Origin of the sequence: Streptomyces sp. NPDC017993, from assembly GCF_044328065.1 — a bacterium.
In the GTDB taxonomy this organism is placed as follows: domain Bacteria; phylum Actinomycetota; class Actinomycetes; order Streptomycetales; family Streptomycetaceae; genus Streptomyces.
This window is the reverse complement of the sequence record NZ_JBIRGO010000007.1, coordinates 159,353-179,781: the sequence shown is the minus strand read 5'-3', so window position 1 is coordinate 179,781 and position 20,429 is coordinate 159,353. Positions and strand designations below refer to the sequence as shown.

The 20,429-nt window shown below is 73.5% G+C and carries 17 protein-coding genes; 3 read left to right on the top strand and 14 right to left on the bottom strand.

The genetic code is table 11. From position 1 onward, the window contains the following. Nucleotide 1 precedes the first annotated feature (1 nt). The 10 genes from ACH4FH_RS14940 to ACH4FH_RS14895 form a co-directional block, all read right to left on the bottom strand. Nucleotides 2-217, bottom strand: a complete 216-nt coding sequence (locus tag ACH4FH_RS14940) for a recombinase-like helix-turn-helix domain-containing protein (RefSeq protein WP_398556225.1) — start codon at nucleotides 215-217, stop codon at nucleotides 2-4. Between the two features lie 44 nt (nucleotides 218-261). Then, on the bottom strand, nucleotides 262-1,194 hold the full coding sequence (locus ACH4FH_RS14935; protein WP_398556411.1) for a PDR/VanB family oxidoreductase: 933 nt from the start codon (nucleotides 1,192-1,194) through the stop codon (nucleotides 262-264). 47 nt (nucleotides 1,195-1,241) lie between these two features. Then, the gene (locus ACH4FH_RS14930) at nucleotides 1,242-2,900 is read right to left on the bottom strand and encodes a thiamine pyrophosphate-binding protein (protein WP_398556224.1); all 1,659 of its coding nucleotides are present in this window, start codon (nucleotides 2,898-2,900) and stop codon (nucleotides 1,242-1,244) included. Between the two features lie 45 nt (nucleotides 2,901-2,945). Beyond that, nucleotides 2,946-3,734, bottom strand: coding sequence for an SDR family oxidoreductase (locus ACH4FH_RS14925; protein WP_398556223.1), 789 nt, complete (start codon nucleotides 3,732-3,734; stop codon nucleotides 2,946-2,948). A gap of 46 nt (nucleotides 3,735-3,780) precedes the next feature. Then, nucleotides 3,781-4,533, bottom strand: a complete 753-nt coding sequence (locus ACH4FH_RS14920; protein WP_398556222.1) for a 3-oxoacyl-ACP reductase family protein — start codon at nucleotides 4,531-4,533, stop codon at nucleotides 3,781-3,783. Continuing rightward, the gene (locus ACH4FH_RS14915) at nucleotides 4,533-5,054 is read right to left on the bottom strand and encodes a cupin domain-containing protein (RefSeq protein WP_398556221.1); all 522 of its coding nucleotides are present in this window, start codon (nucleotides 5,052-5,054) and stop codon (nucleotides 4,533-4,535) included. The genes ACH4FH_RS14920 and ACH4FH_RS14915 overlap by 1 nt, the downstream gene beginning before the upstream one ends. 44 nt (nucleotides 5,055-5,098) lie before the next feature. Beyond that, a complete protein-coding gene (locus ACH4FH_RS14910; protein ID WP_398556410.1) occupies nucleotides 5,099-5,869 on the bottom strand; it encodes an alpha/beta fold hydrolase in 771 nt (256 codons plus the stop codon). Nucleotides 5,870-5,964: 95 nt separating this feature from the next. After that, a complete protein-coding gene (locus tag ACH4FH_RS14905) occupies nucleotides 5,965-6,852 on the bottom strand; it encodes an aspartate dehydrogenase domain-containing protein (RefSeq protein WP_398556220.1) in 888 nt (295 codons plus the stop codon). Beyond that, nucleotides 6,849-7,781, bottom strand: a complete 933-nt coding sequence (locus ACH4FH_RS14900) for a VOC family protein (protein WP_398556219.1) — start codon at nucleotides 7,779-7,781, stop codon at nucleotides 6,849-6,851. The genes ACH4FH_RS14905 and ACH4FH_RS14900 overlap by 4 nt, the downstream gene beginning before the upstream one ends. 44 nt (nucleotides 7,782-7,825) lie before the next feature. Further along, nucleotides 7,826-9,352, bottom strand: coding sequence for an aldehyde dehydrogenase family protein (locus tag ACH4FH_RS14895; RefSeq protein ID WP_398556218.1), 1,527 nt, complete (start codon nucleotides 9,350-9,352; stop codon nucleotides 7,826-7,828). Between the two features lie 332 nt (nucleotides 9,353-9,684). Between ACH4FH_RS14895 and ACH4FH_RS14890 the strand changes: the two genes are divergently transcribed. After that, nucleotides 9,685-11,145 (top strand): MFS transporter, encoded by a 1,461-nt coding sequence (locus ACH4FH_RS14890; protein WP_398556217.1) that lies wholly within the window; start codon nucleotides 9,685-9,687, stop codon nucleotides 11,143-11,145. 145 nt (nucleotides 11,146-11,290) lie between these two features. On the opposite strand, the gene ACH4FH_RS14885 is transcribed toward ACH4FH_RS14890, so the two are convergent. Then, nucleotides 11,291-12,178, bottom strand: a complete 888-nt coding sequence (locus ACH4FH_RS14885; protein ID WP_398556216.1) for a helix-turn-helix domain-containing protein — start codon at nucleotides 12,176-12,178, stop codon at nucleotides 11,291-11,293. A gap of 209 nt (nucleotides 12,179-12,387) precedes the next feature. On the opposite strand from ACH4FH_RS14885, the gene ACH4FH_RS14880 reads away from it, so the two are divergent. After that, on the top strand, nucleotides 12,388-14,199 hold the full coding sequence (locus tag ACH4FH_RS14880) for a beta-galactosidase family protein (protein WP_398556215.1): 1,812 nt from the start codon (nucleotides 12,388-12,390) through the stop codon (nucleotides 14,197-14,199). A 64-nt stretch (nucleotides 14,200-14,263) separates the two neighbouring features. Here ACH4FH_RS14880 and ACH4FH_RS14875 read toward each other — a convergent pair whose 3' ends face one another. Both ACH4FH_RS14875 and ACH4FH_RS14870 read right to left on the bottom strand, forming a co-directional pair. After that, nucleotides 14,264-17,350, bottom strand: a complete 3,087-nt coding sequence (locus ACH4FH_RS14875; RefSeq protein ID WP_398556214.1) for an endo-alpha-N-acetylgalactosaminidase family protein — start codon at nucleotides 17,348-17,350, stop codon at nucleotides 14,264-14,266. A 227-nt stretch (nucleotides 17,351-17,577) separates the two neighbouring features. Further along, the gene (locus ACH4FH_RS14870; protein ID WP_398556213.1) at nucleotides 17,578-18,387 is read right to left on the bottom strand and encodes a S1 family peptidase; all 810 of its coding nucleotides are present in this window, start codon (nucleotides 18,385-18,387) and stop codon (nucleotides 17,578-17,580) included. 267 nt (nucleotides 18,388-18,654) lie between these two features. Here ACH4FH_RS14870 and ACH4FH_RS14865 point away from each other — a divergent pair, with 267 nt between their 5' ends. Next, nucleotides 18,655-19,554 carry a hypothetical protein gene (locus tag ACH4FH_RS14865; protein WP_398556212.1) on the top strand — a complete coding sequence of 300 codons (900 nt, stop codon included), beginning with the start codon at nucleotides 18,655-18,657 and terminating at the stop codon, nucleotides 19,552-19,554. Nucleotides 19,555-19,639: 85 nt separating this feature from the next. Here the strand turns inward: ACH4FH_RS14865 and ACH4FH_RS14860 are convergent, their stop codons facing one another. Then, nucleotides 19,640-20,335: an alpha/beta fold hydrolase gene (locus ACH4FH_RS14860; RefSeq protein WP_398556211.1), complete on the bottom strand. Its 696-nt coding sequence runs from the start codon at nucleotides 20,333-20,335 to the stop codon at nucleotides 19,640-19,642. Nucleotides 20,336-20,429 lie beyond the last annotated feature (94 nt).

Sequence of the window (20,429 nt, the reverse complement as noted above, 5' to 3'; positions counted from 1 at the left end):
GTCACGCTCCCAATCGGTGCATCTCGTCGCGGAAGGTCTGCTCGGTCCAGGGTTCGCCGTCGGGGGCGTGCACCTGGCGGGCGTTGAGGCCCTGGATGACGTCGGCCAGTTCGTGGCCGACGTGGGTGAAGATCTCTTCGAGGGTGTGGGCGAGCTTGTTCTCGTAGGGGGTGGGCTCGCGGTGGCGGGACTGGTGGATTTCCAGGTACGGGGTCATGGGGGCTCCTGGCGGGTGGGCGGGGTGCGCGGGGCGCGGGCGGGTCACAGGTCGAGGACGAGGCGGTCGCCGGCGCTGCGGGAGACGCAGATCATCAGGGAGGTGTTCGCGGCGCGTTCGGTGTCGCTGAGCAGGAAGTCGCGGTGGTCGGGGGTGCCGTCCAGGACGCGGGTCTCGCAGGTGCCGCAGATCCCGTCGCGGCAGGAGCTCGGCACATCGATGCCGGCGGCTTCGACGGCGTCGAGGATGCTGGTGTCTGCCTCGATGCGTACGGTGCGGCCGGTGCGGCGGCATTCGACGTCGAAGGCCCGGTCGTCGTCGGCGTCCGGCGCCCGGTCGGGCGGGGGCGCGGCGAACCGCTCGGTGCGCAGCCGGTCGGCGAGGCCGAGGGCGGCGCAGCGTTCCTCGACGGCGGTCAGCAGCGGCTCGGGGCCGCAGCAGTAGACGAGGGTGTCGTCGGTGAGGGCGTCGAGGGCGGCGTCGAGGTCGAGGTGGCCGTGTTCGTCCTGGGGGTGGAGCTGGTAGTCGCCGGGCGCGCCGTCGGCCAGCGCGGCCAGTTCGCTGGTGAAGGCGAGGCTGCCGCGGCGGCGGCCGCCGTGGATCATCCGCCAGGGGACGCCGTCGCGGTGGGCGGCGCGGGCCATGGCGAGGAGTGGGGTGACGCCGATGCCGCCGGCGAGGAAGAGGTAGCGGGCGGCGGGTTCGAGGGCGAAGTGGTTGCGGGGGCCCTGGATCCGGACGGTGGCGCCGGGGCGGAGGGTGGTGTGGATGTGGGCGGAGCCGCCGCGTGAGGTGGTGGTGTGCAGGACGGCGATGCGGTAGCGGCCGGTGTCCCGGGGGTCTCCGCACAGGGAGTACTGGCGGAGGTGTCCGCCGGCGTGGACGTCGATGTGGGCGCCGGGCTCCCAGGCGGGCAGCGCCGCGCCGTCGGGGTGGATGAGCTCGATGGCAAGGACGTCGTCGGCTTCCCAGGTCATGCGGTGGACGAGCAGGTCGAGGGCGGGTTCGGGCACGGTCGTCCTCCTTACCGGGCGGCGGGCAGCGCGACGGGCGGGGTGAAGGGGGTCTTCATCGGGCCGAGGGCGGTGAGGTCGACCTCGACGAGGGTCGGTCCTTCGCTCGCGGTGGCGGCGGCGAGAACCGGGGCGGCGTCGTCCGGGGCGGCGATGCGGGCGTAGGGCAGGCCGGTGGCGTGGGCGAGGGCGGCGAAGTCGGGGGTGGCCAGGTCGACTCCGGAGCGACGGTCGAAGTAGCGGTCCTGCATGTTGCGCAGGACGCCGTAGCCGCCGTCGTTGAAGACAACGAGGGTCAGCCGGGGGCGTTCCTGGGCGAGGGTGAGGAGTTCGCCGAGGTGGACGGCGAGGCCGCCGTCGCCGGCCATGACGAGGGTGGGGGCGTCGGGGTGGGCGAGGGCTGCGCCGATGCCCATGCCCAGGCCCTGGCCGATGCCGCCGCCGCGCGGGAAGACGTTGGTGTGCGGGGCGTAGATCTCCAGGAGGCGGTTGCCCCAACTGCTGGCGGGGACGGTGACATCGCGGGCGATGACGGCGGTGCGGGGCAGTGCGGCACGGATCGCGTCGCAGATCGCGGCCTGCGGGCCGATCTGGTCGCGCAGGGCGGCGCGGACCTCCTCGCGGACGTCGCGGACGCGGGCGGTCCAGGCACGGTCGGCGGCCCGCCCGCCGGTGGGCGGTGTGTCCGTGAGGCGCTGCCGCAGTGCGGTGAGGGTGGTGGCGGCGTCGCCGTGCAGGGTGAGTGCCGCGGGGTAGCTGCGGCCGAGGGCGGCCGGGTCGTGGTCGATCTGGAGGTGCACGGCGGGCAGCCGCAGGCTCCAGTCGGCGGTCTCGTTGGAGCGGAAGTGGGTGCCGACGGTGAGCAACAGGTCGGCCTCGGCGAGGAGTTCGCGGCCGGCGGGGGTGGTGGCGAAGTTGCCGACGCACCGGTCGTGGTCCTCGGGGACGGCGCCGCGGCCGGAGTTGCTGGTGACCAGGCCGGCGTTCAACTCCGTCAGCAGTGCGGCGAGTTCGGGCCCCGCGGTGGTGGCGCCGCCGCCGGCCCACAGCAGTGGCCGGCGGGCGGCGGCGAGCAGCCGCGCGGCCTCGTCGAGGGCGGCCGGTGCGGGCAGCGGCGGCTCCGCGGGCGCGGGTGGCGCGGGCAGTGCGGCCGGGTCCTGGGGCGCGTACTGGAGGTCGATGGGCCATTCGACGCTGGCGGGCCCGCCGGCCGGCCCGAGGGCGTGGGCGGCTGCTTCCCGCAGGACGGCGCCGGCGCTCGCCGCGTCGGGGACGGTGGCGGCGTGGGCGCTGACCGCCCGCAGCATGCCGAGCTGGTCGCGGGTCTCGTGGATGAAGCCGCGGCCGGCGCCCAGGTGGTGGCTGTCGATCTGTCCGGTGACGTGCAGTACGCGGCTGCCGGCGCTGAGGGATTCGATCAGCGAGCCGGCGGCGTTGCCGGCGCCGGTGCCCGTGCTGGTCAGCGCGCAGCCGAGGCCGCCGCGGGCCCGGCCGTGGCCGTCCGCGGCGTTCACGGCGGTGGCCTCGTGACGTACGGGCACGAACCGCAGATCGCGGTCGACGGCTTCGACGAGCGGCAGGTTGTGCACGCTGACGACGCCGAAGACGGTGTCGACGCCGAGGTCGCGCAGGAGGGCGACGAGCAGATCGCCGCCGTTGGGCTGGGGCATGGAAGCGGGCTCCTGAAGGAGGTGGGAGGGGCCGGAGGTGGGGGGTCAGGCGACGGAGCGGCCGACGCCGCCGCAGACGTCGATCGCGGTGCCGGTGATGTACGAGGCGCGGGGGGACAGCAGCGTCAGCACGGCGTAGGCGACCTCGTCGGCACGGCCCAGGCGGCCCAGGGCGACGCCGCGGTCCGCGGCGAGGCGGGCCTGCCACCGGTCGTAGGGCTCGGCGGTGCCGGAGTCGGCGTGCCGGCGGGTCCACTGACCGGTGTCGACCAGGCCGAGGCAGACGGAGTTGACGCGGATGCCGTCGGCGGCGAGTTCGCGGGAGAGGGACTTGGAGAGGTTGAGGATGCCGGCGCGGGCGGCGCTGGTGGTGATCAGGCGCGGTTCGGGCTGTTTGGCGAGGACCGCGTTGATGTTGACGACGGCGGGTGCGGAGGAGGCGCGCAGCGCCGGCAGTGCGGCGTGCAGCGGGTGGAGCACGCCGGCGAACTTCAGCTCCAGTTCGTCGCGCCAGTCCTCCGCGGTGGTCTGTGCGAACGGCTTCATCCGGGACTGCCCGGCGTTGTTGACGAGGCCGTCCAGGCCGCCGAAGTGGCCGGCGGCGCGCCGGACGAAGGCGGTGGTGGCGTCGGCGTCGCGGACGTCGCAGGTGCCGGTCAGCAGCCGGTCGCTGCCCGCGCCGAGGTCCGCGGCGGCCGCGGCGAGGGTCTCGGGGTTGCGGGCGCAGGTGGCGACGCGGGCGCCCTCCGCGAGCAGGGCGCGGACCGTGGCCAGGCCGACGCCCGAGCTGCCTCCGGTGACGAGTACGGTGCGGTCGGCCAGGCCGAGGTCCATGGGGTGTCCTCCGGACGGTGGTGCGGGTGCGGGTGCGGGTGGCGGGTCAGTGCATGGTGAATCCGCCGTTGACGGCGATGAGTTGGCCGGTGAGGTAGCCGGACTCCGGGCCGAGCAGGAAGGCGATGACGCCGACCAGGTCGTCCGGGGTCTGGGGGCGGCTGATGGCGCGGTTGAGGCGGTAGAGGTCGTGCCGCTCGGCGGGGATGCGGACCGTCGACTCGCTCTCGGTGAGGCCGGGGGCGACCGCGTTGACGGTGACGCCCAGGTCGCCGGTCTCCCGGGCCATCGCCCGGGTGAGGGCGATGACCGCTCCCTTGGAGGCGATGTAGTGCGCGAGGCGCGGGGAGCCGTACAGGGCGGCGTCCGAGGCGAGGTGGACGATGCGTCCGCTGCCGGTGGCGGTGAGCTGGGGCAGCAGGGCACGCGAGACGAGCCAGGGGCCGCGGGCGTTGACCGCCATGATGCGGTCCCACTCCGCGACGTCGATCTCGTGGAAGGGTTTCCCGCCGACCGCGTCGGCCAGCCCCGCGTTGTTCACCAGGCCGTGCAGCGGGCCGAGGGCGGCGACCTCCCGGGCGAGCCGCTCGACGGATGCGGGGTCGGCGACGTCGACGGGGACGGCGTGCGCGTCGAGGCCCTCGGCGCGCAGGCCGGCGGCGGCGCTCTCGCCGCGCTCCGGGTCGAGTTCGGCGACCACCACGCGGTGTCCTTCGGCCGCGACCCGGCGGGCGGTGGCAAGTCCCAGGCCGCGGCCGGCGCCGGTGACGACGACGGTGCGGGGCGGTGCGGCGGCCATCAGTCGCGGGTGACGCCGTGCATCGGCGAGTGCTCGGGGTAGGTGGGGACCTGCGGCTTGCGGGTGCCGATGACGACGCAGAACAGGGCGTCGGTGTCCCCCTCGTTCTTGAGGCTGCGGGCGACGCCGGCCGGCACCACGATCATGTCGCGGTAGCCGAGGGTGCGGTACTCCGCCTCGCCTTCGCCGCGGTGGATGCCGACCCGGACCTCGCCCTCCAGGACGAAGAAGGCTTCCTCGACGTCGTGGTGGGTGTGCTCGGGGCCTTCGGCGCCGGGCGGCAGCAGCATGTTGGAGAAGGTGAAGCCGCCGGAGGGCAGGACGCGGTTGTCGCCCTCGTGGTTGCCGGTGGCGCCGGAGCCGACGTAGCGGATCTGGGCCCTGCGGTACTGGTCGCCGGCCTTGGCCTGGAAGGCCAGGGTGTTCCAGTCGGGTTCGCGGGAGTCCTTGGTGGCGATGAGGGAGTCGGTGTAGCGGGCGAGGTCGCCGCCGTCGTCGTACGCGGTGGTGGTGAGGGGCATGGTCGTCTCCTTCTGGGTGTACGGGTCGTGCGGGGGCACGGGGGCTATTCGGGGATGCGGGCGGTGATCCGCAGGTGGGAGTGGACCCAGGCGTTGAAGGCCGCGGGCCGCTCCTGGTTGGCGAGGTGACCGGCGCCGGCCACGATGACGAACACGGCGGTGGGCAGGGCGCCGGCGATCAGCTGGCTCGCCTCGATGCCGGTGACCTGGTCGCGGTCGCCGCACAGCACCAGCGTCGGCGCGGTGACGGTGGGCAGCTGCGGGCGCAGGTCGGCGGTGGCCATCGATTCGGCGGCCCAGGCGTAGCCGGGCAGCCGTACGGCGGCGGCCATGGTGGCGGTGACCCGGTGGACGAGGTCCGGCGGCGCCTGGTCGGACACGAGCCGCGGGCCGCGGGCGCGGGCGAAGGCGTCGGGTCCCTGGTCCGCGAGGTCGGTGGCGCGCCGCCGCATCGCCGCGGCCCTGTCCGGGTCGGTGCCGGAGCCCGCGCTGCTGTCGGCGACGATGAGGCCGGCGACGAGGTCGGGGTGGCGGGCGGCCAGGCGCAGGGCGATGACGCCGCCCCAGGAGACGCCGAGGACGTGGGCGGGGCCGCCGTGGCGCCGGATGAGGGCGGCGGCGGTGTCGACGTAGCCGTCAAGGCCGGGCGGCCGCGTCGGGTCCGCGGAGCGGCCGTAGCCGGGTGCGTCCCAGGCGATGACCCTCATATGGGCGGACAGGGCGGCGAGTTGGGGGGCGAAGGCGGCGGACGAGGAGCCGATGCCGTGCAGGCAGAGCAGCAGGGGGCCGTGGTCGCCCGCCTGCTCCACGTGCAGCCGGTCAAGGCCGGGGTCGGTCGGTCGGGCGGCGGCGGCCGCATTCCAGGGTTCGGTCGCGGTCCCGGCTCCCGCGCCGGTTCGGTTCTCGGTCGTCACAGGATCTGCCCCGTACGTCCGGTGAGCGCGGCCAGGCTGCGCAGCACCGCATGGGGCACGACCTGGCTGGTGGCGGGGTTGGCCGGGTCGGGACGGTGGCGTACGTCGAAGCGGTAGTCCCCCATCGCGCCGCGGGCCTCGATGACATGCCGGGTGAGGGTGGCGGCGGGGTCGGCGACGACGCTGACCTCGACCCGGTCCGGGTCGCCGACGGCGAGCGCCACGGACGCGGCGACGTTCGTCGACCGGGGGAACTTCGCCGGCACCTCGCGCGCGGTACCCCGCATGACCTCGACGGGCCCGGTCGCGGTACGCATCCGGTGCAGCAACTCGGATTCCATCCACGGCTGTTCGAGAGTGCCGGGCAGCTTGGTGGTCGTCAGGCGCACCTCGGTGAGGGGGCCGAGGCCGCGGACCGCCTGCAGGAGGTCGAGGCCGCCGACGGCGCCGCCGGTGAAGTAGACCCGGCCGGGCCCGGCGTCCAGGAGGCGGCAGGTGAGGTCGGGGTCGGTGAGCGCGCCGGTGGAGGTGATGAGCAGGTCGGCGCCCGAGGTGAGGACCCGCATGCCCCATTCGCGGATGACGGCCTGTCCCGCGGCCTCGACGATGAGGTCGCAGGAGCCAAGGGCGTCCTCGACACCGCACTGCGGCGCGGGCACGTCACCGAGCGGCCGGTTGTCGACGATGCACGTCAACTCCGCGCCCGGCAGGTCGCCTTCGGCGAGGGAGTGGCCGACGACCCGGCCGATGGCGCCCCAGCCGACGAGTCCGACGCGGCGGACGGTACGGGCGGGGGCGGCGGCGGCCGACAGGTCGGATGGGGCTGTCGGAGCGGACGGGGCCGTCGCCGGGGAAGGAGCGGCGGGAGAGGAAGCGGCGGTCATGCGGTCACCTCGGGGGCGGTGGTGAGCGGTCCGGGGTCGGGGGTGCCCGCCATGTGCCGGCGGATCTCGGTGGACGGCGGTCCCGCGGTGCCCCACAGGTCGGAGAGTTCGGGGGTGCGCCGCCAGACCCGGGCGATCCAGGCGTCCTCGACGATCTGGGCGACCTCGGAGGTGTATTCGCAGACCAGGCCGGAGGGGTCGGCGAAGTAGGCGAAGGTGTTGTCGCCGGGGCCGTGCCGCCCCGGCCCCCACTGCGGGACGACGCCGTGGTGGCGCAGCCGGCCCAGCCCGCGCATGAAGTGGTCGACGGAGGTCATCTCGTACGCGACGTGGTTGAGCGAGGTCCACTCGGCCTGGTTGAAGGCGATGCAGTGGTGGTCGGCGTTGCAGCGCAGGAAGGCCATCTGGTGTTCGGACCAGTCGGAGACGCGCAGGCCGAGGACGTCGGTGTAGAAGGCGACGGCGGCGTCGATGTCGGTGGTGTTGAGGACGGTGTGGGTGACGCCCACGGGCACGGCGGCGTCCCGCCCGCGCGGGGCGACGGCCTCGACATGGGCGCTCAGCTCCAGCAGCCGGCCCTCGGGGTCGGTGAAGCGCAGCCCGTAGCCACCGCCGATCTGGTCGAGCGGGCCGGGGCCGTGCAGCGGGGTGATGCCGCGGGCGAGCAGGCGGCGGGCGGCCTCGTCGATCTCGGCGGGGGTGACGACCGCGAAGCTGATCTTGCCGAGGCCGGTGTGGTCGGCGCGGGCGAGGCCGAGGACGTGGTGCTCGGCGCCGGTGCCGCGCAGCCAGCCGGCCGTGCCGGGTTCGGTGGCGACGACCTCCAGGCCCCACACCTCGCGGTAGAAGTCGGTGGCCTCGGTGAGGGCGGGGGTGAGCAGTTCGACGGCGCGCAGCGCGCGGAGCCTGGCGAGGGGCTCGTGCGGCATCGGTTCCGGTCTCCTTCGGGTGGGTGGTGGTACGGCCGGCCAGGTCAGCCCCGGGCCCACGGCAACGGGTCGCCGGCGGTGCCCCAGTAGAGGCTTTTCTGGCGCTGGTAGGCACGGAGGCCGTCGCGGCCCTTCTCGCGGCCGAGACCGCTGTCCTTCATGCCGCCGAAGGGGGTGGAGCCGCTGAACTGCTTGTAGGTGTTGACCCAGACGGTTCCGGCGTCGATGCGGCGGGCGAGCCGCCAGGCGGTGGCGGCGCTGCGGGTCCACAGTCCGCAGGCCAGGCCGTAGACGGTGTCGTTGGCCTGGGCGACGAGGTCGTCCTCGTCGTCGAAGGGCAGCGCGACCAGGACCGGGCCGAAGATCTCCTCCTGGCAGGCGGGGGCGGAGTGCGGCAGCCCGTCCAGGACGGTGGGCAGGTAGTAGGCGCCGTCGCGGTAGCGCTCGCCCTCGGGCGGTGCGCCGCCGCAGAGCACCCGGGCGCCGTCGGCGCGGGCCCGGTCGACGTGGGCGGCGACGCCGTCGCGGTGACGGTGGTGGACGAGGGGAGCGACCTGGGTGGCCGGGTCGGTCCCCGGGCCGACGCGCAACTTTTCCGTACGGGCGACGAGTTCACCGAGGAAGTCGTCGTAGCGGGAGCGGGCGATGAACAGCCGGGAGCCGGCGATGCAGCTCTGCCCACTGGAGGAGAAGATGCCGAACATCACGCCTGCCAGGGCCTGTTCGAGGTCGGCGTCCTCCAGGACGACGGTCGGTGACTTGCCGCCGAGTTCCAGGGAGACCGGCATGAGCTTGTCGGCCGCGATGTGCGCGAGGGCGCGGCCGGTGCGGGTGCCCCCGGTGAAGGCGATCTTACCGACGGCGGGGTGCCGCACGATCGCGTCGCCGGTGACCGCGCCAGGCCCGGGCAGGACGGACAGCAGCCCGGTGGGCAGCCGCGCCTCGGCCAGCGCCTGCCGGACGATCCGGCCGAGCGCGAGCGCCACCAGCGGGGTCCACTCAGCGGGCTTGAGGAGGACGGCGTTGCCGGCGGCGAGGGCGGGGGCGAGCTTCTGGGCGTCGCTGGCGATCGGCGAGTTCCAGGGAGTGATGGCGCCGATGACGCCGATCGGCTCGTGCAGGCTCAGCGTGACGCAGTCGCCGCGGGCGGGCGTGAGGGCGTCCTCCGCGGTCTCCAGGGCGGCTGCCGTGTAGCGGAAGGTGGCCGCCGCGCTGTGCACCAGGGCGAGCGTCTCACCGCGGCACTTGCCGGTGTCGGCGGTCTGGAGGTCCGCCAGGCGCTCGGCCGCCGCCTCGACGAGGTCGGCGATGCGGTGCAGCAGCCGGGCACGGCGGTGGGCGGGCAGCCGTCGCCAGGCGGGGTCGGCGGCGGCCTGTGCGGCGCGCCGGGCTGCCTCGTCGACGTCGGCGGCGTCCGCGCCGCGCAGCACGGCGAGGGTGCGCCCGGTGGCGGGGTCGACGGTCTCGAAGGGTGCGCCGCCGCCGGGCCGCCACTCCCCCGCGATCAGCACTTCGTCCGGGGTGCGCTCCGGTGCGGGCACCAGGTGCTCCGTCGGCTCTTCGACGGTCATCCGCGGCCTCCTGAGGGCGACTTGGGCGAGGTGGGGTCACTGACGCGGGGGGTTCGAACGAGGTCGGGAAGCCACCACTTTGCTTCAGCGCTAGAAATCTAAGCACTTAACTATTTGCTGGCAAGACCCGAGCCGGGAAAAGTTCGGTTGGTCAAACCCTTGACGCGCACACCCCCCAGGTCGATAGAACTTAAGCCCTTAGAAACTTTGCGCTTACGGACGGTGCGTCACCGAGTGAGATCCCCGCACTGCCCGCGCACCGCCCGGCCCTCTCCCCCCTTCTCTCCCCTTGTCCCTCACCCGCCGTCCGCGCGGGTCTGGAGGAATCCCGGATGAGCCTCGACGCCTCCCCGGACCGCGACGCCGACGCCACCCGCGCCGACATCGCCGCCCGATTCGAACGTCTCCCCCTGTCCCGCTGGCACGTCACCGTCCGCGTCGTCATCGGCGTGGTGACCTTCTTCGAAGCCTTCGACCAACTGCTGATCGCCTACGCGATGCCCGAGCTGCGCCAGGAATGGAGCCTGTCGACCGCGGAGTCCACCCTCGTCCTGACCATCGGGTCGATCGGCATGCTGATCGGCGCCCTCTTCTCCGGCCGGATGGCCGACCGGATCGGCCGGGTCAAGGTCATCGCCCTGTGCATCGGCGTCTCCGGCGTGGCCTCCCTGGCCCTCGCCGCCAGCCCCGGCCCGACCCCGTTCATGCTGCTGCGCTTCGTCCAGGGCCTCGCCATCGGCGGTGAGGTGCCCGTCGCGGCCACCTTCATCAGCGAGATCACCCGCAGCCACGGCCGCGGCCGCTTCGTCCTGCTCTACGAACTGGTCTTTCCCGCCGGTCTCACCCTCGGCGCGCTGTGCGCGGCCTGGATCGTGCCGGTCCTGGGCTGGCGCTGGATGTACGCGCTCGCCGCGCTCCCCGGCCTGCTCTGCCTCCTCGTCCGGCGGACGGTGCCCGAATCACCGCGCTGGCTCGCCGACCGCGGGCGGCTGCGGGAGGCCACCGAGACGATGGCACTGATCGAGGCCAAGGTGGCCACCGCGACGGGGCAGCCGCTGCCTCCGGTGGGGGCCGCCCCGGGCGGCGACGCTCCCGAGCATGCCGACAACCCGCTGGTCACCGCCCTGAGGACCACGGCGCCCACCGCACCGGCGACACCCGCCGAGCGCGCCGCCACCGGCCTGCGCGGCCTGTTCACCGGCCGCTACCGCCGCCGCACCCTGGTCGTCGGCACCCTCTGGTTCACCGGCTACTTCGTGAACTACGGCATCACCTCCTGGCTGCCGACCATCTACGGCACCCGGTTCGGCCTCTCGCTCCGCGACGCGCTGCTCTACTCCACCGTCACCTCCGTCGCCGGTCTGCTCGGCTGCCTCCTGGCCGCGCTCACCGTCGACCGGATCGGCCGCCGCCGGATCTTCGCGCTCTTCCTCGGCGGCGCGGCGGCCATCCTGCTCGTCCTCGCCGTGCTCGGGGCACGTACACCGGTCCAGGTGCTGTTGTGGACCTCCCTGGCGGCCGTCTGCTTCTTCGGGTCCAACATCAGCCTCTACCTCTACACACCGGAGCTGTACCCGACGCGGATGCGCGCCCTGGGCTGCAGCGTCGGCGGCGCCCTCAACCGGGTCGGCGTGATCCTCGGCCCGGTGCTGGTCGGCGCGGTCTACGCGGGCGGCACCGGCCTGCCCACGGTCTTCGTCATGCTCGGCGCGGTCGCCCTGGCCGGTGCCCTGGTCGCCGCGGTGTTCGCCGAGGAGACCACCGACCGGCCTCTGGAGGAGGTCTCCCCCTGAACCGGACGCCCGGCGGCGCCGCGCGGCAGGTCACCACGGTGGCCGGTCGTGCGGGGCCGCCGGGCTCCGGCCGTCCTACCGGGAGCGCTGTCCGCTGCGGAGAGGCGGCGGGGGCGCACCGCGCAGGCCGGCGCGCCCCCGCCGCTCACGTGCTGTGCCCGCTGACCAGCGGCGGATTGTCCGGGTCGGGGATCTGGGTGGACCAGCCACCGGGCACGCTGCGGACCTGGCGGTCGCGGAAGCGGACCGGGGCGGTGCCGACCCGGCGGGTGAAGAGTCTGCTGAAGTAGGCCGGATCGTCGTAGCCGACCCGGCGGGCCACCGCGGCGACGGGAAGGTCCGTGCCCACCAGCAGTTCCTTGGCCCGCCCCAGCCGGATGCCCAGGAGGTAGTCCTTCGGACTGCACCCCGCACCCCGTCGTACGGCCGTCCGCAGCTCCGCGGGTGTCATGCCGTGCCGGGCGGCGTGTTCGGCCACGGACAGCGGAAGGAACGCGTCCCGCGCCAGCGCCTGGAGCACCGGATCGCCGTCAGCATCCGTATCCGCGCGTGCCCGCCGCAGCACGACGAGGAGTTCGTGGACGACCGCCGAGGTCTCCACCTCCAGCAGCGGGTTGCCGCGCCGCGCCGCACGGGCGATCCGGCCGACGGCGGCACGGGCCGGACCGGTGTCGGCGAGCGGCACCACGGGCCGGTCCGGCTCGATATAGCCCAGCTCGGTGTACGTGTCGGCGGCGGGCCCCGTGAAGTCGACGAAGCTCTCGTCCCAGCCGGTCTCGGGGTCGGCACCGTAGTGGTGCGGTACGCCCGGCAGGATCCACAGCAGCGCGGGCGCGGTGACCGTCAGGCGGGAGCCGTCCGGGGCGGCGACCCAGCCGCGGCCCGCGCTGATGACGATGGCGACATGGTGGTCGAGGGTGCGCGGCCCGACCGTCGGCAGTGCGCCGTGCTGGAGCCCGACGCCCAGGCAGACGAGGCCGAGCCGCTGGTGGACCGGGCTCGGAGTGAAGTACCGCATCCAGGTGTGGTACACGCCGGGCCTCCCGTCGCCGTGGTCCGCGGTACGCGGTCCCCCCGCAACACCGCAGCGCTCGTGCCGCTCCGTCCAAACAATGCCGATCTTTGTCCATGGACCGCCGCACCGCCAGAGGGCGAAGGTGACCGGTGAGCGGGTGCGACCGGCGTGACCGGCGGGCGCGGCACGCGAGTCGGCGGCACAGCGGAGAGACGAGGCGGGAATCGGTGGCGCAGTTCGTGGTGGGCGAGCGGGACTTCATGCTGGACGGGCGGCCGCTGCGCCTGCTGTCCGGTGCGCTGCACTACTTCCGGGTGCACGAGGCGCAGTGGGACCACCGGCTGGCGATGCTCCGCGCGCTGGGTCTGAACTGCGTGGAGACGTACGTGCCGTGGAATCTGCACGAGCCGCGGCCCGGCGCGTTCCGGGATCCGGAGGCGTTGGGCCGGTTCCTGGACGCGGCGCAGGCGGCGGGGCTGTGGGCGATCGTCCGGCCGGGTCCGTACATCTGCGCGGAGTGGGAGAACGGCGGGCTGCCGGAGTGGCTGACGGGCCCGCTGGGACGCCGGGTGCGGACCCGGGACGCGGCGTATCTGCGGGCCGTGGACGCCTGGTTCGCACGGCTGTTGCCGCAGGTCGTGGCCCGGCAGTGCACAGAGACATCGGGGCCAGGCGGCCCGGGCGGCGGGCCCGTGATCATGGTGCAGGCGGAGAACGAGTACGGCTCGTACGGCAGCGATGCGGAGTATCTGGCGCACATCGCGCAGATGCTCCGCGAACACGGGGTGCGCGTACCGCTGTTCACCTCGGACGGCCCCGAGGACCACATGCTGACCGGCGGCTCCGTGCCCGGCGTGCCGGCGACCGTGAACTTCGGGTCCGGCGCGCGGGAGGCGTTCGCGACGTTGCGCCGGCATCAGCCGGACGGGCCGCTGATGTGCATGGAGTTCTGGTGTGGCTGGTTCGCGCACTGGGGGCAGCGCGGGGTGCCGCGCCCTCCGGAGGACGCGGCGGCGGCACTGCGGGAGATCCTGGAGTGCGGCGCGTCGGTGAACCTCTACATGGCGCACGGCGGCACCAGCTTCGGCGGCTGGGCGGGCGCCAACCGCGCCGGTGATCTGCACGACGGGGAGCTGGAGCCCACGGTCACCTCGTACGACTACGAGGCGCCGATCGATGAACGCGGCCGTCCTACGGAGAAGTTCTGGCGGTTCCGGGAGGTGCTGGCCGAGTTCGCGGACGGGCCGCTGCCGGAGCTGCCCGAGCCGGTGCGGAGGCTGGCCGCTCCGGCTCGGGCAGTGGTGGCGCAGTGGGCGCCGGCCGAGGACGTGCTGGAGACGCTCGGGGGTCCTGAGGTGACGGCGGGGTGCCCTGCCACGTTCGAGGAGTTGGGCGTGGACCGGGGCGTGGTGCGCTACCGGGTCGAGGTGCCGGGGCCGCGCGGCGCGTATCCGTTGCGGGTGCGGGGGCTGCGGGACCGGGCGGTCGTCTTCGTCGACGGGGTGCGCGGGCCCGTGCTGGAGGACGAGGACGCGCTGGTCGGGGAGGTGACGGGGCCGGCTTCTGTGGAGCTGTGGGTGGAGTCGCTGGGGCGCGTCAACTACGGCCCGCGGCTGGCGGAGTCCAAGGGCATCACCGGCGGGCTGCTGCACGAGCGGCAGTATCTGCACGGGGTCCGGGCGCGCGGGCTGCGGCTGGACGCCCTGGAAAATGCCGGCGCGCGGGCCGGGATCCCGTTCCGTGCGGTGCCGGCGGAGGGCGGTCCGGCGGCCACGGGCTTCTACCGGGGCACCCTGACCCTGGCGTGCCGCCCCGGGGACGCCGATCTGGTGCTGCCCGGCTGGACGCGCGGCTTCGCCTGGATCAACGGCTTCAATCTGGGCCGGTATTGGGATGCCGGCCCGCAGCGCGCCCTGTTCGTGCCCGGCCCGGTGCTGCGCGAGGGCGAGAACGAGCTGCTGCTGTGGGAGCTGGAGAGCGCCCCGCCCCTCACCGGGGAAGGGGCAGCGCCGCCGGGCCTGTACCCGTGCGCGCGTTGAGGCCGTCGGGTCAGGGGAGATGAAGGGGCGGGCCGGTTGCGGCCCGCCCCTTCCGCGCGGCTGGTTACCGCTCGCGTACCTCGAAGGTGTCCAGCACGAACTCCGCCTTCCCGTCGTCGCCCACCTTGCGCAGCCCCACCCATGCCTCGCCGTCGGCCGGGGCGGTGAACTCGTAGGAGTGGACGGCTGGTTGGGTGGCGACCGGCAGCGGGGTGCGGGTCAGCTCGCGGGCCGCCGGGTTGTCGACGGCGGTGACCCAGGCGTACTGGCCGGCCTTCTCGTTCTCGTAGCGGAAGCTGACCCGGTAGCGGCGGCCGGCGGTGAAGCGCACGGTGTGCGGCACGGTCCGGTAGACGAGCCCGGCGTTCTCGCCGCGCGACTTGAGCGATTCCCCGCCGTCGATGACGTCGTCGATCGCCTTGCCGTTCCAGCCGCGCCGGGTGAACGGCGCGTGCCGCTGGGCGAGGTGGGTGCGGGGATCGGTGACCCCTCCGGCGTCGCCCTTGACGAAGACTCCCCAGCCCTGCGGGACATGCTCGAAGTCCTCGTGGACCAGGGTGCCCTTCTTGCCGCTGCGCTCCGCGGGAGCGATCCGTACGTTGTCGAACCGGACCGGTGCGGCGCCCGCCGCCGCGGTGAGGGTGAGGGTGACCGGGCCGCCGCCTTCGGGCACGGTGAAGTAGGTGAACAGCCGCTGGAAGCGGGTGCCGGACTTGCGGTCGGCGGCGACGTAGTTGCCCGCGGTGGAGGTCTCGGTCCAGTTGGCCGCGGTGACGCCATCGGAGGTACGCACCTCAAGTCCCGCCCGTCGCCGCTCGCCCGCCTTCGCGCCGACCTCGATCTGCACCGAGGCGGCGTAGCTGCCCGGCTCGAGCCGGGCGAGCTGCTGGCTGACGGTGGCGGCGCCGCCCGCGCCGATGACCAGCTCGTAGTCGCCCAACTCGCTGAGTTCGACCGAGGCGGGGCCGCTGCCGCCGACCTGCCGGCCCGCGAGCGTCCCCGAGTGGAAGCCGGGGTCGTGCAGAGGGGTGCCCTCACCCCAGCGAGGGTCCTCCTGGGCGGGGGCCTTGTCGCGGAAGACGACGTACGCGGTGCCCGCACGGGCGGTGAGGGTGATCTTTCCGCCGCTGACGGGCACCCGGGTCTCCTCGGCGCGTCCCTGGTCGGTGAGGCGGTAGGCATAGACCGCGGCGGCGCCGGACCAGCCGCGGGGCAGGGCCCAACTGGTGCTGCCGCCCTCGGGGTTGTAGTGGTAGAGCTTGGCCGGGTCGGTGGCGAGGCGCGGCTGCCACGGGAGCAGGTAGGTGCCGCCGTCGTAGACCAGGCGCCCGTCGGTGGTGATCTTCCGGGTGCCGTCCGCGTCGCTGACGCTGGTCCCGGTGGGGCCCTCGAAGGTGATCTCGTGCGCGTCCCAGGTCCTGATCGGGTGGGCCTGGAGGTACTTGGCGGGCAGCGCGTCGGTCCAGATGATCCGGTGAAAGGCGTGCCAGTCGGTCTTGCCGACCCAGCCCTCGAAGTTGCCCATCCGCCCGGCGCCCAGCAGCGTGGGCCACTTGTCGGCGAAGACGTCCTTGTGGTGGTTGCGCACGAAGCGGATCAGCCGGGAGTTGATGCCGCGCGAGGTGTCGCCGCCGTAGTCGGGCTCGTTCGCCCAGTGCGACCACAGCGAGGACCGTTCCAGGCCGTGCCCCCACTCGGTGGTGACCTGCCAGCCCTGGTCGCGCAGGTGGCGTTGCAGCCGGTCGGAGTTCCAGCCCGACTCACGGAAGACGTCGATGTAGAGGGTGTTCAGTGCCGGGTCGGTTTCCTTGCGCAGCTGTGCGAAGCGCCGGGCGATGTCGCCGGAGACCAGGTCGCGCCGGGCGTCGATGCGGTAGGACTGGTCGAGCCAGTCCCACTGCTCGTCGTCCTTGTTCACGAGCGTCTCGGAGAAGGCGTGCGCGACCGGGTAGGACTCGGTGGCGTTCACGTGCACCGCGAAGTCGCTGTGCCACTTCTTGCCGGCCCGCACCAGCGCGTTGAGGTCGGCGAGCCCGCCGGCCCGCTTGTTGTAGTTGCCCCCGTAGTCCGGGTGCGCGGAGTCGTGGCCTTCGGACTGGTAGCCCTTGAGCAGGGTGAACTGCCGCAGCCCGTCGGTGGCCAGGGCGATCCGCTTGATGTTGTCGAGGGTGGCGAGGAACGGGTTGGTGGCCTGGCTGGCGAAGTTGAAGGGGATGTGCGGCACGACGCGCAGATGCTGCTCGTCGGCGCCCAGCGGCATCACCATGATGTCCCGCAGCGCGATGGCGGCGTCCTGCCAGTCGGTCCTGCCGTCGCCGTTGCGGTCCCGGGTGACGATCACCGTCGCGTACGGCAGCGGGTCGGTGGCGGCCGACGGCTGCCCGGCCGCCCGGTACGTCCACTGGCCGCAGCGCAGTTGGGCCTCGACCCAGCCGTCGCCCCGCACGGTCTGCCGCGCCAGCCGGCCGTTCTCCCAGGTGGTGCCGGCGGCCGGCTTGTCCTGGACGGTGTTGGTCTCGACGGCCGCGGCCAGCTCGTCGGTGGCGACGACCGCGTAGGCGCATCCGGTGGGTGCCGCCTCCACGGGGGTGTCGGCGGTGACCTCGACCAGGGTGTCACCGCTCTTGGCCTTGTCGAGGTCGATGCGGGCGGCGAGCAGCGCCGCCCCCGGCTGGTCGCTGCGCACGCTCAGCAGGGCGAGCTCGGGGATCTCCAGGGTGCCGACGCGCAGGGCCGCCGTGTCGTCGATGCCCGTGACCCGCCAGGTGACCTGCCATCCCTCGACGGCGATCTGCACGGTGATCTCGGTGCCGCCGTCGAAGGTGAGGGTGTAGGTGGCACGGTCGGCGCCGGCCCGGTGCCGGACGGTGGGGGTGCGGGCGGTGCCGTCGATGAGGACCTGGGTGACCGGATTCTGCCCGCCGTGCAGGACGGATCCGTTCCCGCGGTCGGTGTAGGAGACGATCCTGGGGAAGGCGGTGTCGACGCGGACCTCCAGGGCGTCGGACCGCAGCACCGCCTCGCCTGCCCGCGGTGCGGCCGCGGCGGACTGCGCGCCGAGCGGGAGGGCGGTGGCGACCCCGGCGAGCGTGGTGGCGGCGACGACCCTTCTGCGGCTGGGTCCGCGACGGGCACCTGTCTGTTCGTTCACGCGCGCTGTCCTCCTTCGCACCTGCACTGCCTGTCGCGGGACAGCGTGCTGCCCGGGTGGCGCGTGCGCCTATGGACAAAGGAGGGACAGGTGTTGGACTAACGGGGCCCGTGGCCGGCAGCGCTGTACCAGGAGCGCGAGGGCGAGCACGGCACGGTGCGGGAGGGGCTCCGGCAACGGAAAGGGCCCGGGGAGCGTGTCCCCGGGCCCTTCCGTCGATCAGTGGGTCAGCCGCCGAGCTCTCCGGCCGCCTTCTTGATGTCCGCGGCGAAGGTGCTCACCTCGCTGTAGACACCGGGCTTGCCGGGCCGTGCGCAGCCCTCGCCCCAGGAGACGATGCCCACCTGGAGCCACTCGCCGGCCTCGTCCTTGCGGAACATCGGGCCGCCGGAGTCGCCCTGGCAGGTGTCGACGCCGCCGGTGTCGAGCTTCCCGGCGCAGATCTCGTCGCCCGGCGTCAGCGAGTCGCCGTACGCCTTCTCGCAGGTGGCGTCGTCGATGAAGGGCACGGACGCCTTGAGGAGGTAGCGCTGCTGCTCGCCGCCTTCCTTGTCGGCGCCCCAGCCGGCGATCTCGAAGTCGCCGTTGTTGAGCTTGTCGTCCTCGGCGATCTTCAGGGTCGGCAGGTCGAGCGGCTTGTCGAGCTTGATCAGCGCCCAGTCCTTGCCCTTGCCGTTGTAGCCGGGGGCCTGGAGGACCTCGGTGGACTTGGCGGTGACCGCGCCGGCGTCCTCCAGGTCGACCACGCCCCCGGTCGCGGTGATGGAGGTGTTCGGGCCGCTGCCGTCGACGCAGTGCGCCGCCGTCAGCACGACGTCCTTGGCGTAGAGGGCACCGCCACAGCCCATCGAGAGCCGGACCATGAAGGGGAATTCGCCCTGCTCGGCCTTGGTGCCCCCGACGACCTTGGTGTCAACGGTGCCGGTGGGGTCGGGTGCGGGGCCGGCGAACGCGGAGCCGGGCTGGAGGCTGAAGGCGGCCAGAGCGATCGCGCCGACGGCGGTGGCTCTCTTGAGGTGCTTCAGGTAGCTGCGCAACGGGCTTCCTTTCGTGGGGGGTTGCACGTCTGTGACGAGCCCATGCCAACCACCGGAGCCGGACGTGGCCGCCGCAAGAGGTGCGTGGAAGACGGCAGCACGCCGCAAGGCGTCCGAACCCAGTGGGGGATGAGTCCGTAAAGCGCACTGTTGATTATGTGTAGTGGTCGATCAGGGTGACAAGGGGATGCATCCGGCCAACTCCCGTAATGACACAGCCCCGTACGGCCCATACCGGTCGATCTCGGTCAGCCGTACAGTGGCCCGGTGGCAACGGGCGGCAAGGACATCGAGCACGGCTTTCCCCATATCGAGACGGTGCGCGCGGCCGTCACGGCGCTCTACAGGCGCCTGAGTCACGACACGGTGAGCACCTACGCCACCAGCGTGCCGCCCGTCGACGTCGCCTTCGACGACAGCGAGGACCTCTATCCGGGAGCGCAGCGTATCGCCCGGGTCATGGTCGGACATCTGCGGCTGCCGGAGGCCCGGGTGGTCGTCAGCTTCCGCGAGATGGAGCACGCCGCGAATGTCGAACTGACCGCGGGCCCGGAGTACTTCATCGAACTCAACGAGCGCTTCAAGACCCATCGCAAGGACATCGGCGCGGCCCTGGCCCACGAAGTGGCGCACGTCTGGCTGCACCGCCTGGACCTGTCCTTCCCCGGCACCCGCGACAACGAGATCCTCACCGACACCGCCACGACCTATCTCGGCGCGGGCTGGCTGCTTCTGGACGCCTACCGCGAGCACGGCCCGTTCTCGCAGAAGCTCGGGTATCTGACGCCGGAGGAGTTCGGCTACGTGCTGGCGCAGCGCGCGCAGTTCTTCGGCGAGGACCCGGCGCCGTGGTTCACCAGCCCGCAGGCGTACGACGCGTACGCGGCGGGGCAGGCGCAGGCGCGCCGGGAGGCCCGCCGGCCACCGCTGGCCGGCGCCGGCTGGGCCGCCCGGCACCGCTACACCAAGGACCGCCGCGCGGCCCGGACCCCGCGGCCCGGCGCCCCGTCACCGGCCGCGGGTGAGGGCTACGCCTTCGAAGGCCCCGGACCGCAGCGGGTGTCGTTCCCGTGCCCCACCTGCCACCAGCGCATCCGCGTACCGGTCCGCGGCCGGCTGCAGGCGCGCTGCGGCCTGTGCAAGACCCTTCTGGACTGCGACACCTGACGAAGCGGCGAGTCGCCTCGCATGCTCAACCAGCCCTGAAGATGGGGTGGTTGACATGCAAACTCACGACGCCCGATGTGCCGCTCTACACCCAGTCCGCCAGCCCCGCCATGAAGGCGTCGAAGTCGTCGCGGTGAATGGTGTGCCCCGCGCCCGGCACCGTACGGACCTCGAAGCCGCGGTCCGTCAGCCGATCCGCCGCCGGCTCGGTGAAAAGGAACCCCTCCCCCGCGATCTGCACCAAGGACGGCACCACCGGCCGCTCGGGCGTGCGGTCCTCCAGGCGGGTGCCGGACAGCGCGAGGGCGGTGCCGGAGTCCCAGGCCGCCACCGTCGCCAGCTCGATGTCGACGTCGGCCTCCTCCCAGCGAGGATTGAACTGCCGCACCATCGCACGGGGGGCGCTCTTGAAGGACACGAACAGGGCCGGGTCCACCACCTGCCCCGATGCACCGAGGGACCACGCCGGGTCGCTGTAGACGGCCCGCCGCGGCCGCAGCCGCTCCGCGGCAAGCGACAGCGCCAGGCCGCCCAGCGAGTGGCCGAGCGCCACCTCCACACCGACCGGGAGGGAGTCGACCAGGTCGTCGGCGAACAGCTCCGGGGTGTAGTCACCGCGGGGGCTGCGGCCGTGACCGCGCAGATCGACGCCGATGACGCGGTAGCCCCGGTCGGCCAGCGCCGGACCGACCCGGCGCCAGGTGCGGTGGTCGGACATGATCCCGTGGATCAGCACCGCGATCCGGTCGCCCGTGCCCCATTCATGGGTGTGCAGCTGCATGCCCGTACCCCTCTCCCGTCACCGGCCCCGGCCGACCTGCGCCCCGGCCCTCGCCCCGGCTCCGCACCGGGGGAACCGCCGTGAGATTACACGT